The 12391-nt window shown below is 74.1% G+C and carries 11 protein-coding genes and 1 riboswitch; of the genes, 9 read left to right on the top strand and 2 right to left on the bottom strand.

Annotation, left to right across the window (positions count from 1 at the left end):
- Positions 1 to 295: 295 nt before the first annotated feature.
- Positions 296 to 1309, top strand: a complete 1014-nt coding sequence (locus tag ACFV2S_RS29960; protein WP_385565736.1) for a helix-turn-helix domain-containing protein — start codon at positions 296 to 298, stop codon at positions 1307 to 1309.
- 74 nt (positions 1310 to 1383) lie between these two features.
- Positions 1384 to 1938 carry a GNAT family N-acetyltransferase gene (locus ACFV2S_RS29955; protein ID WP_385565731.1) on the top strand — a complete coding sequence of 185 codons (555 nt, stop codon included), beginning with the start codon at positions 1384 to 1386 and terminating at the stop codon, positions 1936 to 1938.
- Here ACFV2S_RS29955 and ACFV2S_RS29950 read toward each other — a convergent pair.
- The gene (locus ACFV2S_RS29950; protein WP_385565727.1) at positions 1889 to 4234 is read right to left on the bottom strand and encodes a YfhO family protein; all 2346 of its coding nucleotides are present in this window, start codon (positions 4232 to 4234) and stop codon (positions 1889 to 1891) included. The genes ACFV2S_RS29955 and ACFV2S_RS29950 overlap by 50 nt on opposite strands.
- A gap of 126 nt (positions 4235 to 4360) precedes the next feature.
- On the opposite strand from ACFV2S_RS29950, the gene ACFV2S_RS29945 reads away from it, so the two are divergent.
- The 4 genes from ACFV2S_RS29945 to ACFV2S_RS29930 all read left to right on the top strand — a co-directional run bounded on the left by ACFV2S_RS29945 (position 4361) and on the right by ACFV2S_RS29930 (position 7386).
- Positions 4361 to 5356 carry a glycosyltransferase family 2 protein gene (locus ACFV2S_RS29945; RefSeq protein ID WP_385565723.1) on the top strand — a complete coding sequence of 332 codons (996 nt, stop codon included), beginning with the start codon at positions 4361 to 4363 and terminating at the stop codon, positions 5354 to 5356.
- 80 nt (positions 5357 to 5436) lie between these two features.
- Positions 5437 to 6087, top strand: a complete 651-nt coding sequence (locus ACFV2S_RS29940; RefSeq protein ID WP_385565719.1) for a SurA N-terminal domain-containing protein — start codon at positions 5437 to 5439, stop codon at positions 6085 to 6087.
- Between the two features lie 19 nt (positions 6088 to 6106).
- Positions 6107 to 7069 (top strand): nucleoside triphosphate pyrophosphohydrolase, encoded by a 963-nt coding sequence (locus ACFV2S_RS29935; protein WP_385565714.1) that lies wholly within the window; start codon positions 6107 to 6109, stop codon positions 7067 to 7069.
- Positions 7066 to 7386: a hypothetical protein gene (locus ACFV2S_RS29930; protein ID WP_385565711.1), complete on the top strand. Its 321-nt coding sequence runs from the start codon at positions 7066 to 7068 to the stop codon at positions 7384 to 7386. Before ACFV2S_RS29935 ends, ACFV2S_RS29930 begins: the two co-directional genes overlap by 4 nt.
- 13 nt (positions 7387 to 7399) lie before the next feature.
- Here the strand turns inward: ACFV2S_RS29930 and ACFV2S_RS29925 are convergent, their stop codons facing one another.
- On the bottom strand, positions 7400 to 8611 hold the full coding sequence (locus ACFV2S_RS29925; protein ID WP_385565708.1) for a globin domain-containing protein: 1212 nt from the start codon (positions 8609 to 8611) through the stop codon (positions 7400 to 7402).
- 86 nt (positions 8612 to 8697) lie between these two features.
- On the opposite strand from ACFV2S_RS29925, the gene ACFV2S_RS29920 reads away from it, so the two are divergent.
- From ACFV2S_RS29920 to ACFV2S_RS29910, 3 genes are all read left to right on the top strand, one after another.
- A complete protein-coding gene (locus tag ACFV2S_RS29920; RefSeq protein ID WP_385565703.1) occupies positions 8698 to 9981 on the top strand; it encodes a cytochrome P450 in 1284 nt (427 codons plus the stop codon).
- 94 nt (positions 9982 to 10075) lie between these two features.
- Positions 10076 to 11134, top strand: coding sequence for a transglycosylase family protein (locus ACFV2S_RS29915; RefSeq protein WP_385565699.1), 1059 nt, complete (start codon positions 10076 to 10078; stop codon positions 11132 to 11134).
- Between the two features lie 258 nt (positions 11135 to 11392).
- Positions 11393 to 11566: riboswitch (cyclic di-AMP (ydaO/yuaA leader) on the top strand.
- 3 nt (positions 11567 to 11569) lie between these two features.
- The gene (locus ACFV2S_RS29910; protein WP_385565695.1) at positions 11570 to 12292 is read left to right on the top strand and encodes a transglycosylase family protein; all 723 of its coding nucleotides are present in this window, start codon (positions 11570 to 11572) and stop codon (positions 12290 to 12292) included.
- The last annotated feature ends 99 nt before the right edge of the window (positions 12293 to 12391 follow it).

Here is a 12391-nt window from a genome sequence, read left to right as displayed (position 1 = left end):
GCCGCCTTCCCGAGCGCCCGCTCCCGCAGGGCCCGCAGCGCGGCCGGGTCGCCGGTGCGGCCCGCGACGGCGTGCGGCCCGGCCCGGTCCCGCCCGGCGCCCCGGAGCTCCTCGTCGACCGCCTCGGCTCCCGCTCCCGCCCCCGAGGAGCGGTCGACGCCCCAGTGAAAAGGCGGAGTCGAAGAGCGGATCGGAGTGGTCGCGGGCGCGCCACGCCGATCCGGAAACCCGGCGACAAACGTGTTCCCGCCGCTGCATTCTGGCCACCGAGAGGAAGATCGACAGGGGGCGTGCGATGTGGTCGGTGGTGTCGGCGGGTGCGTTGCCCGCGCGGGAACGTTTCGACTGGTTCGCGGACGTGATCACGCGGGAGGTGATGCCCACCGCGCTCAGCGTCGAGCGGCCCGCCGACTTCCAGGCCGACGCGTCCGTCCTGGACCTCAGGAGCGTCCGCGTCGCGCGGTTCTCCTTCTCGCCCCTGCGGTCCCGCCGTACGCCCGCGCTGATCCGACGCGGCGACCCCGAGCAGTACCAGCTGGGGCTGATGCGGCGCGGCGCCACCGTCCTGTCCCAGCACCGCAACGACTGCAGCGTCGGGGTCGGCGACCTGGTCTTCTGGGACACGTCGCGGCCCTCCGACGCGGCCATGCCCACCTCGTCCGGGCCGGTGCAGCTGACCATGCTCCAGCTCCCGCGCGACGTACTCCCCCTGCGGCCCCGGCGGATCGACCGGCTGCTCGCCAGCCGCATCCCCGGCGGGCACGGCCTCGGCGCGGTCCTCGCCTCCTTCCTCGACTCCCTGGAGGGCCACGCCGGACAGTGCGCGCCCGAGGACCTGCCGCGGCTCGGGTCCGTCGTCGTCGACCTCGTCGCCGCCTGCCTCGCCCAGAACCTCGACGCCGAGGAGCAGCTGCCCGCCGAGGCCCGGGCGCGGGCCCTGATCCAGCGGATCCACACCTTCGTCGACGCGCACCTCGGCGACCCCGACCTCACCCCGGCCGCCGTGGCGGCCGGCCACCACATCTCGGTACGGACCCTCCACCAGCTGTTCCAGGCGTACGGGGAGGGGGAGACCGTCCAGGCCCGGATCCGGCGCCGCCGGCTCGAACGGTGCCGCGACGACCTCGCCCGCCCCGAACTCCTCGGGCACCCCGTGCAGGCCATCGCCGCGCGCCGGGGGTTCAGCGGCCCGGCCGTCTTCAGCCGCGCCTTCCGGGCGGCGTACGGAATCAGCCCCACCGAGTTCCGCGCGCTGAGCGTCAAGGAGGCCCGCGCCGGGCGCACAGCGGGGCGGGCGGCGCGTTCCTAGGCTCGGAACCGTCCGGCAGGCTTCGGGGAGGACGGGGGAGGGACCACAATGAACGGCGACAACGGCCAAGGGATATGGGACTTCGACGCGTGAACCGGGAAACGACCGTACGGACGGAGCGGCTCGACCTGGAGCCCCTCGCCGTCGCACACGCCGACGAGATGGCCGTGGTCCTCGCCGACCCCGCCCTGCACGCCTTCATCGGCGGCGCCCCGCTCACCGCGACCGAGCTGCGGGCGCGGTACGAGCGGCTGGCCGCCGGGTCGCCGGATCCGGCGGTCGTCTGGTGCAACTGGGTGGTGCGGGTCCGCGCCGGCGGCCGGCTCGCCGGGACCGTGCAGGCGACGGTCACCGACGGCGGCCGGACGGCGGAGGTCGCCTGGGTGACCGGGACGGAGTGGCAGGGCCGGGGGATCGCCCGCGAGGCGGCCGCCGCGCTCGTCGCCCTGCTCACCGAGCGGGGCGTCCGCACGGTCGTCGCCCACGTCCACCCCGACCACAAGGCCTCCGCCACCGTCGCCCACGCCGCCGGCCTCCGGCCGACGGAGGAGGAACAGGACGGCGAGATCCGCTGGGAGTTCAGGCCGTGCGCGCCGGAGCTCCGGGACGAGGCGGTCGTGCGGTCCTGAGTGCCCGGCGGCCGGCCGCCGTCACGGCGAGCAGGCACAGGGCCGCCGCCGCGCCCGCCGCCAGGCCGGCTCGCAGGCCCGGGGGGCGGAAGGTGCAGGAGAGGTCGCCGTGGGCCGGGACGGCGAGGAGGCCGCCGTACGGGACGGGGGCGGCGCCCGCGCAGTGCCAGCCCGCGATGTGCGGGGCCGCCACGACCGCCGTGCCCGTGGCGCCCGGCGGGAGCGTGGCCCGGATGCCGTCGGGGGTGACCCGGACCGACGTCGCCGCCCGGGCCCGGAGCGCCGCCACCGCCGTGCGGAGGCGGTCGTGGTCCAGGCAGCCGAGTTCGCCGGGCCCCGGGAGCTCCGGCCTCAGGCCGGGCACCCGCTGGAAGCCCAGCGAGGTCAGGGCCGCGCGGCGCTTCGGGGTGCCGCCCAGAAGACGGGTCTCGCGGTCGCCGAGGCGGGCCGTGCCCGTGGTGTCCGGGGCCCAGAGGAACACCTCCGTACCGACCGGGCACGCACCCGCCCGGGGGGACTCGTAGACCCGGGCGCCCAGCAGGAGTTCCTGGTTGCGGAAGGGCGACCGGCCGTAGACCGGCGGCGGGCCCGGCGGCCGTACCGTCACCAGGGGGAGGCGGACGTCCGTACGGACCACCTCGCCGTCCCGCCACCGCGCCCCGACCCCGAAGAGGGCGTCCGTCACCGGGTTGTCCAGGCTCAGCAGGTTCCGGCCGCGCGAGGTCCAGCCGCCGCCCAGCGCCGCCAGGGTCTCCGTCAGGACCGCGGGGGTGTGGCTGCTGTAGTACGCGGCGCCCTGGCCGCCCAGGAGCAGCGGATCGTTGCCCGCGACCCGCGGCAGCCCGGCGTCCGTGCGGTAGGCGGGCCAGCCGTCGGCCGCCGCCAGGGCCGCCGCCCGCCGCTCGTGCTCCGCGCCCCACGGCGGGTAGTCGTCGAGCCGGGCGAGCCGCTCCCGGTCCGCGTACGCCGTCGTCGCCGCCGCCTGCCCCAGCAGGGTGCCGGTGACGAGGAGCGCGGCGAGGAGCCCGTACCGGCCCCGGCGGGGCAGCAGCAGCGCGCCCGTCACCGCCGCGAGGCCGGCGACCGCGAGGAGCAGCGCCCACCGGGTGAGGAGGGGGCTCGGCAGGGCCCCGGCCGCGAGGGCGACGACGACCGCCGCACCGCCGAGGAGCGAGCGCCGGTCCGGGAGGCCGTGCGCGAGGCCCGTCCAGGCGGCGAGGACGAGGACGCCGGACAGGACGAAGGTCTGGCGGTACGGGCTGCCGTTCGGGGTCGCGAAGACGTGCCAGACCAGATGCGTCGGGCCCCACTGCATCGACACCGCGACCGCGGCGCACAGCCCGCCCCACAGCCACCGCTCCCGCCCCGGCGCGTCCCGGCGGAAGAGCAGCGCCCCCGCGAGCAGCGGCACCGCCGTGCAGACGAAGGCCGCGGGGGTCGCGAAGCTGTAGGTCACCGGGAGCAGCCGGGCCAGCACGTCCGTGCCGGCCGCCGGGGCGAAGTCCCGGACCACGCCCGGGTAGGCGTGCCGGGAGCCGAGGAAGACGGGGACGAGGACGGGGGCCGCGAGGCCGACGCCGATCGCGGTCGTGAGCGCGGCCCGCCCCAGGACGCGCACGCGGAAGGAGTCCGTGACCGCCAGGCGGACCAGGAGCACCAGGGCGGCGCCGAGGGTCGCCATGTACGCCGTGTAGAAGTTCGCGAACCAGCAGACCGCCACCACCAGGGGGCCCAGGAGCGGCCGCCGGCCCTCCCGCACCCACTCGCCGACCAGGCAGAGCAGCGGGAAGGCGATGAGGCCGTCCAGCCACATCGGGTTGTACGTGCCCTCCGCGAGCGACCAGCCGCACAGCGCGTACGCGGCGCCCAGGACCGACGCCCACCACCAGACGCCGGCCGGTCCGAGGCGCCGGAGCAGGAACGTCATCGCGACCGCGGCGACGGCCGTCTTCAGGACGGTGACCGCGTACACCGCGTACTCGATGTCGCCGCGCGGGACGAGCGCGACGAGCGGGGCGAAGGGGCTCGACAGGTAGGTGCCGTAGTCGGGAAGGAAGCTCGTGCCCCAGCCGGCCTGCCAGTCGAGGAGGAGCCCACCGTCCGCCCGGCCCCGCAGCAGGTCCCACAGGTGCGCGTGGAACGGCACGAACTGGTTGGCGAGGTCGTTGACGGCCCGGTGGCGCGGCCCGAAGGGGAACACCCGGGCGACGGCGTCCCCGCCGCACACGGCGACGGCGGACAGGACGGCGGCGAGCACGGACGAGCGTGCGGTGGAAGCGTGCGTGGTCTTCGGCATGACGGATCGAATATGACAGCGAACGCACGGGGGACGGCGGGTCCGGCGGGCCCGTTCACGCGATGGTCGCCTGAAGGCCATCCCGCCGGACCGGCGGGGTCACCGGGCTCCGTTGTCGTGGTCGGCGTGCTGCTCTCGATCGTCGTCCCGTGCTTCAACGAGGAGGACGTCCTCGCCCGCTTCCACGACCATGTGACCGCCGAACTCACCCGTCTCGACGGTGATTTCGAGCTCGTCTACGTGGACGACGGAAGCCGGGACGGGACCCTCCCGCTCCTCCGGGAACTCGCCGGACGCGACCCGGACCGGGTCCGCTACCTCTCCTTCAGCCGCAACTTCGGCAAGGAGGCCGCGATGCTCGCCGGGCTCCGGCACGCCGCCGGCGACGCGGTGGTGATCATGGACGCCGACCTCCAGCACCCGCCGGAGCTCGTGCACCGCATGGTCGCCCTGCACGAAGAGGGGTACGACCAGGTCGTCGCCCGCCGCACCCGCGAGGGCGACCGGGTCACCCGTACCCTCACCGCCCGCCTCTACTACTGGGCGATCAACCGGCTCGTCGACGTCGAGCTCGTCGACGGCGTCGGCGACTTCCGCCTCCTGTCGCGGCGCACGGTCGACGCGGTCCTCGGGCTCGGCGAGTACAACCGCTTCTCCAAGGGGCTCTTCTCCTGGGTCGGCTTCCGCACCACGACCTTCTCCTACGAGAACGCCGTCCGCGAGCAGGGCCGCTCCAAGTGGACCTTCGGCAAGCTCCTCAACTACGGCCTCGACGGGCTCCTCTCCTTCAACAACAAGCCCCTGCGGGCCGCCGTCCACCTCGGCCTCCTCCTCACCGTCGTCGCCCTCGGGTACGCGGCCTGGATCGTCGGCGACGCCCTGGCCAACGGCGTCGACACCCCCGGCTACGTCACCCTCCTCGTCGCCGTCACCGCCCTCGCGGGCGTGCAGATGGTGATGGCCGGCCTGATCGGCGAGTACGTCGGACGCATCTACTACGAGGTGAAGCGACGCCCGCACTACCTGCTCAAGGAGACGAACACGCGTCCAGAGGAGGGCCTGGTGCGGGCCGACACCCCGGCGACGGGTGAGTCGTTGTGGGAAACAGTCGCTCCGAAGTAGTGGCTCCGGCCCCGGCGACTCCCTACCATCGATCACCGCAAGGTCGTTCAACTGACGCACGACCAGCCCGGGAGGCTCCTTTGCACCGCCGCACTGCGCTCACCGTGTCCGCCGCGCTCCTCGCCGCGGCCCCCCTGCTCACCGCCTGCGGCAGTGACGCCCACCCAGGAGCGGCGGCCGTCGTCGGCGGCGAACGGATCGAGGTCTCCAGCCTCCAGGCACAGGTCGCGGACGTGCGGTCGGCGCAGGCGGCCTCGCCGCAGTCCGCCCAGCTCGTCGCGGCCACCGGCGACCTCGGCCGCCGCAAGCTCAACGTCATGATCTTCGACCGGGTCGTCGACAAGGTCGCCCGGGACAACGGCGTCGAAGCCACCCGCGCCGAGCTCCAGCAGACCAGGGCCGCCTTCGTCCAGCAGGCCGGCGGCGAGGACCAGCTCAAGGCCGTCCTCCTGCAGGAGCAGGGCGTGGCGCCCGACCAGATCGACGACTTCGTCCGCCGCAACGTCCTCATGAACAAGATCGCCGAGAAGCTCGGCGTCTCCGACGACGCGGCGGGCCAGAAGAAGCTGACGGACGTCTTCTCCGCCGCCTCCAAGGACCTCGGCGTCGACGTGAACCCGCGCTACGGCCGCTGGGACGACGCCCAGGTCCGGCTCGACACCGGCTACGACGGCAGCCCCTGGCTCCGCCAGATCAGCCAGGACCCGGCCGCCGTCCCCTCGGGCGCGTGAGTCCGGGTAAGTTCGAGGGGTGACATCTGAGAGCCCCGGCCGCATCGTCCTGCTCACCGCCAGCCACCGCGTGGCGCCCGGACTGCTGTCCTGGCCCGCCTGGCAGGCGCTGCACGGGGCCGACCGGGTGCTCTGCCCCGACGAGGACCACCCCCAGCTGCCGTACCTGCGGGAGGCCGGCGTCGCCGTCGAGCACGGCCGGCCCACCGCCGAGGAGCTCGTCGGGGCCTGCGCCGGGGGCCGCACGGTCCTGCTGCTGCCCTCCGGCGAGGGCGACCGGGCCCTGACCGACGGCCTCGCCCGGCTGGCCGGCTCCGGCCGCGTGTCCATGCCCGACCTGGAGCTGCTGCCCGGCTCGTACGACCTGCCCGGCGCCCGCCTCCTCGACCTCGTGCAGATCATGGACCGGGTCCGCCGCGAGTGCCCCTGGACCTCGGTGCAGACGCACCGGGGGCTCGCCAAGTACGCCATCGAGGAGGCGTACGAACTCGTCGAGGCGATCGAGGAGGGCGACCGGCGGGAGCTCCGCGAGGAGCTCGGGGACGTCCTGCTCCAGGTCCTCTTCCACGCCCGGATCGCCGAGGAGGACCCGGAGGAGCCCTTCTCCGTGGACGACGTCGCCGGGACGCTCGCCGAGAAGCTGATCCACCGGCACCCGCACGTCTTCGGGGACGCGACCGCCGAGACGCCCGAGGACGTCAACGCGCACTGGCAGCGCACCAAGGCCGTGGAGAAGCGGCGGGAGTCCGTGACGGACGGGGTGCCGCTCGGGCAGCCCGGCCTCGCCCTCGCCGCGAAGCTCGCGGGACGGGTCCGTGCGGCGGGCCTCGACGCGAAGCTCCCGGCGGGCGAGGGCATCGGATACGAACTGCTCGCGCTCGCGGCCCGCGCGGAGGCCTCCGGCGTGGACCCGGAGGCGGCGCTGCGGGCGGCGGCCAGGGCGTACCGGGACGCGATCCGGTCGGCGGAGGGCCTGACGTGAGCGGCACGGCGGCCATGAGCGAGCCGGACTCGACCGCGCCGGGGAGCGTCCCGGACCAGGCCGTCCCGGCCCGGGCCGTCCCGGACCCGGCCGCACCGGGCGGAGCCGCGACGGGGGCGCGCGAGCAGAAGGCGCGGAAGAGGTCCTCCGACGAGGCGCCCCCGTGGCTGATCGCCCTGATGGTCCTGTACTTCGGCTGGAAGACGCTGAGCGACGACAGCGCGGTCTGGATGCGGATCCTCGCCGCACTGCTCCTGATCGCGGGCGTCGCGGAGCTGGTACGGATCGTCGCGCGGTGGCGGCGCGCCCGGCGCTGACGCCCCGCCGGGGTCACCGCTCGCGCGGCGCGCGGGCCTCCGGGTCGTGCCAGAGCGGGGCCGGCGGGCCCAGGAGGCGTTCGGCGGCGGTGTTCGGGCGGGTGCTGAAGCGGCCCACGGACGGCAGGGTGTCGTGGTGGATCCGGGCCGCGTCGGTGCCCAGCTCCTCCAGGACCTCGGCGACCTCCGTCACGAAGGCCGGCGGCCCGGCGAGGTACACGTCGTGCGCGGACCAGTGGACGCAGGCCCGCAGGGCCTGGAGCAGCCGCTCGGTCGCCCGGTCCCTGCGCTGCCGGGGCGCGGCCGTGATGTAGGTGACGTTCAGTCCGGGGAGGCGCTCCTTCAGGCGCTCGGCGTCCTCCCGCCCGTACAGGTACTCCTTGGCGCGGGCCACCACGAACAGCCGTCCCTCCATGTCCGGTTCGGCCTCGGCGGCCTCCGCGAGCAGCGCCCGCACGGGGGCCCAGCCCGTACCACCGCATATATAGGTGCGCAGTCCACCCGGCGGCGTCCGCGCGGTGAGCCCGCCGCCGGGGGCGCTGAGCCGCAGCACCTCGCCCGGACCCGTCTCCTCGACCAGTGCCGTGGACATCGCGCCGCCCGCGATCCGGCTCACGTGCAGCTCCACGGTGCCGTCCGCGCGGGGCGCGTCCGCGAGGGAGTAGGTGCGCCAGACGCGCGGCACCCGCAGCGAGCTGACGCTGACGTACTGGCCGGGGAGGTACGGGAGGGGCTGCCGGGGGCGGAGGGTGAGGACGGCCAGGTCGGCGCCGTGCCGCTCGTGCCGGACGACGTCGGCGTCCCACCAGGCGGGCTCCCCGGCCCGGACGGCCTCGTCGGCGCCCGCCAGCATCAGGTCGGAGACCAGACCGTACGCCTCGGACCAGGCCTTCTCCGCGTCGATCGTCCACGCCGGACCGGCGGCGTGCGCGAAGGCGGCGAGCAGGCTCTGCCCGACCGCCGCGTACAGCGCGGGGGAGGCGAGGAACTTGCGGTGGTCGCGCCCCAGCCGCCCCAGGTACTCCGGGAGCCCGGGGTCCTCCAGGTGGGCCACCACATGGGTGAGCGCGGCGAAGAGACGGTCCCGCTGGGGCAGCATGTCCCCGGGGAACAGCTCGCGCACACCCGGGTTGTTCCAGAAGAGGTGCGAGTAGAAGAACGTGACGGCGTGCTCGGCGCGTCTCTCGACGACCGCGAACGTGCTTCTGAGCAGCTGGGGATCCACCGGCACGAATCTAGGGCACGGGGCACACCGTTTGATCACATCTTCTCCGTGATTGCTCCTCGGGAGTCGCCCTGTACGGTCGTGGCGTGAGCACCGCCCCCACCCCCCAGCCCGTCCCCACGCTCTTCACCTGGGAGTTCGCGAGCGACCCGTACCCCGCCTACGCCTGGCTGCGGGAGCACGCGCCCGTGCACCGGACGACGCTGCCCAGCGGGGTCGAGGCCTGGCTCGTGACCCGGTACGCGGACGCCCGGCAGGCCCTCGCCGACCAGCGGCTCTCCAAGAACCCCGCGCACCACGACGAGTCCCCGCACGCGAAGGGGAAGACGGGCATCCCCGGGGAGCGCAAGGCCGAGCTGATGACGCATCTGCTCAACATCGACCCGCCGGACCACACCCGGCTGCGGCGGCTCGTGTCGAAGGCCTTCACCCCGCGCAGGGTCGCCGAGTTCGCGCCGCGCGTGCAGGAGCTGACGGACCGGCTCATCGACTCCTTCGTGGAGCGGGGGAGCGCCGACCTCATCCACGAGTTCGCCTTCCCGCTGCCGATCTACGCGATCTGCGACCTGCTCGGCGTGCCGCCGGAGGACCAGGACGACTTCCGGGACTGGGCCGGGATGATGATCCGGCACGGCGGCGGGCCGCGCGGCGGGGTCGCCCGGTCGGTGAAGAAGATGCGCGGCTATCTGGCCGAGCTGATCCACCGCAAGCGCGGAGAGCCGGGGGACGACCTGATCTCGGGGCTCATCAAGGCCTCCGACCACGGTGAGCACCTCACCGAGAACGAGGCCGCCGCCATGGCCTTCATCCTGCTGTTCGCCGGCTTCGAGACGACCGTCAATCTGGTGGGAAACGGTCTTTACGCCCTGCTTCGGCACCCCGAACAACGCGCGCTGCTCCAGGCCTCGCTGGCCGCCGGGGAGACCGGGCTCCTGGAGACCGGCGTCGAGGAGCTGCTGCGCTTCGACGGGCCCGTGGAGATGGCGACCTGGCGGTACGCGACGCGGGCGCTGACCATCGGCGGGCAGGAGATCCCGGCGGGCGATCCGGTGCTCGTGGTGCTCGCCGCCGCCGACCGGGACCCGGAGCGGTTCGACGGGCCGGACGTCCTCGACCTCGCCCGGCGCGACAACCAGCACCTCGGGTACGGGCACGGCATCCACTACTGCCTGGGCGCGCCGCTCGCCCGGCTGGAGGGGCAGGCGGCGCTGGCGACCCTCCTGACGCGCCTGCCGGATCTGCGACTTGCCGCCGATCCGGCCGAACTGCGCTGGCGCGGTGGGCTCATCATGCGCGGTTTGCGCACGCTTCCGGTGGAGTTCTCCCCTTCCGTACCCCTCTTGGGTGCTGACGGTTCATCAGAAATGTGATCTTCACGTGATCGCGGGGCGATCGACTTGTGACGGACGTTCGAATACCGCTACGTTTCCCGGCAGTCTCAGCCGTCACGCGAAAGGCCCTCCTATGCGTTCCGGGAACGGACGACACCGTCGCCCCCGTCAGGCCCCCGCCATCGTCGTCGCCGCCGGTGTGACCGGATCCGCCATGGCGCTGCCCCTGCTCGCCACCGGATCCGCCTCCGCAGCCGACGCCCCCACCTGGGACCGGGTCGCCGAGTGCGAGTCCGGCGGCCAGTGGAGCGCCAACTTCGGCAACGGGATGTACGGCGGCCTCCAGTTCACCCAGGACAGCTGGGAGCGCAACGGCGGCCTCGCCTACGCGCCCAGCGCCGACCTCGCCAGCCGCGCCCAGCAGATCGCGGTGGCCGAGAAGGCGTTCGCCAAGGGCAGCGACGAGTGGGCCACGTGCGCGCCCATCGCCGGCCTGAAGAACGACGGCAAGGCCACCGGAGTGAACCCGGGCCCGACCGCCGTCCCCACGACCCCCAGCGGCCCCCTGCCCGAGTCCAACCGCACCCCGGACGCCCAGGCCGCCCCCAAGGGCTCCACGGCGACGGCGGGGCGGTCCGCCGCGCCCGCGGCCCCCGTGACTCCGGCCACGCCGACCGCCCCGGCGACCTCCGCCTCCCCGGTGACCCCCGCCTCCCCGGCGGCGCCCGTCACCCCGGACGCCCCGGCCACCCCCGACGCATCCGTTACGCCCGGTACGCCGGATTCGCCCGGGACGTCGGAGGGTGACGCGCCGTCGGCCACGCCCGGCACCGGCAAGCACCGGGGCGACGCGGCCCCGGAGGAGTCCGGCAAGCCGGACAGTTCGGCCGAATCGGGTCGGCACGCCTCGGGCGCGGACGCCGCCACGGGCGAGTCCGCGGACAAGATCGACGCCACGCCGGTGGCTGACGGCGCGAAGAATTCGGGCGCAACGGACAGTCAGGGCACTTCGGGCGAGTACACCGTGCGGCCGGGCGACAGCCTGTCCGGCATTGCGCAGGAGAACGAACTCCCCGGGGGCTGGACCGCCCTCTATGACGCCAACCGGCAGACGGTGGGCACCGATCCGGATCTCATCCTTCCTGGTCAGAGCCTCGACCTGACGGCGGGTTCGGCGACGACGGCTGGATAGTTCGCGGGGTTATGTCCGGTTCTGGGCAAGTGAGACATGGGTCTCTTCGTCCCAACTGGCGTGTCACGTCCGCAAACTTTGCTTCCGTCACCTCTCACCTGCGCAAACACCGCCCACCGGAGGGCAAGCAAGGTCGATTTTTCCGCAATGGGCCTCTTTGAACTTCCGGTGGGTCTGTGTCTACGGTCGTCACCGCTCGCCACCGCGGGCCCCGTCGACCGAAACGCCGAATCCTGCCGTCGGCCGATGGGAACAGTCGTCGCGCAAGCGCCGAAGGCAGGAGTGGGGGACCCAAGGTAAGTGCCGGGCCCGGCCGTTGAGACAGACGGCCGACGACCGGCTTGGGGTGAAGCCGCGTGCAAGGACACGCGGCCGGGCAACTTTCCGGCCCGAACCCGACAGCTCACCTCACAGGCGTCGGTGAGGAGAATCCCCATGCTGTTTTCCGCCAAGGGCAAACACCGCCGTCCCTCCAAGGCCACCCAGGTCGCCACGCTCGTCGGCGTCACCGGTGTCGCCGTCGCCGCCCCGCTGCTGACCGCGGGCACCGCCTCGGCCGCCACGGCCGCCGAGTGGGACACCGTCGCCCAGTGCGAGTCCGGTGGCAACTGGTCCATCAACACCGGCAACGGCTTCTACGGCGGCCTGCAGTTCACCAACTCCACCTGGGCCGCGTTCGGTGGCACCGCCTACGCCTCCCGCGCCGACCTGGCGTCGAAGACGCAGCAGATCGCCGTCGCCGAGAAGGTCCTCGCGGGCCAGGGCAAGGGTGCCTGGCCGAGCTGCGGCGTCGGCCTCTCGGGCGCGTCGTACGACGGCGGCGCCGCCGAGACCGCCCCGCAGCAGCCCCAGCAGCAGGCCGCTCCCAAGCAGCAGGCCGCCCCGAAGCAGCAGGAGCGTCGCGCCGAGCAGCCGACCACCCGCAGCGAGCAGCGCCAGGCCCCGAAGGCCGCCGCCAAGAAGACCGTCACCACGCCCACCGGCAAGACGGTCAAGAAGGGTGACGGCGAGTACAAGGTCGTCGCCGGCGACACCCTCTCCAGGATCGCCCAGGCGCACGGCACCAAGGGCGGCTGGGCCAAGCTCTTCGAGCTGAACAAGGACGTCGTCGAGAACGCCGACCTCATCTACCCGGGTCAGCAGCTCCACCTGAAGTGAGCCCGGCGGCTCGCGTGAGTCCGGCGGCTCACGCGGCCCCGACGACCCTCCCGCGGTGACCACCCCCGGGCCGGGGGCCCCCGCCCCCCCGGGCGCCCG

The organism is Streptomyces sp. NPDC059695 (genome assembly GCF_042733785.1).
In the GTDB taxonomy this organism is placed as follows: Bacteria; Actinomycetota; Actinomycetes; order Streptomycetales; family Streptomycetaceae; genus Streptomyces.
This window is presented reverse-complemented; position numbering and strand designations above follow the sequence as displayed.

Coding starts and splice junctions, on each gene's coding strand:
- ACFV2S_RS29960 (WP_385565736.1), top strand. CDS start 296: ATGTGGTCGGTGGTGTCGGCGGGTGCGTTGCCCGCGCGGGAACGTTTC.
- ACFV2S_RS29955 (WP_385565731.1), top strand. CDS start 1,384: ATGGGACTTCGACGCGTGAACCGGGAAACGACCGTACGGACGGAGCGG.
- ACFV2S_RS29950 (WP_385565727.1), bottom strand. CDS start 4,234: ATGCCGAAGACCACGCACGCTTCCACCGCACGCTCGTCCGTGCTCGCC.
- ACFV2S_RS29915 (WP_385565699.1), top strand. CDS start 10,076: ATGCGTTCCGGGAACGGACGACACCGTCGCCCCCGTCAGGCCCCCGCC.
- ACFV2S_RS29910 (WP_385565695.1), top strand. CDS start 11,570: ATGCTGTTTTCCGCCAAGGGCAAACACCGCCGTCCCTCCAAGGCCACC.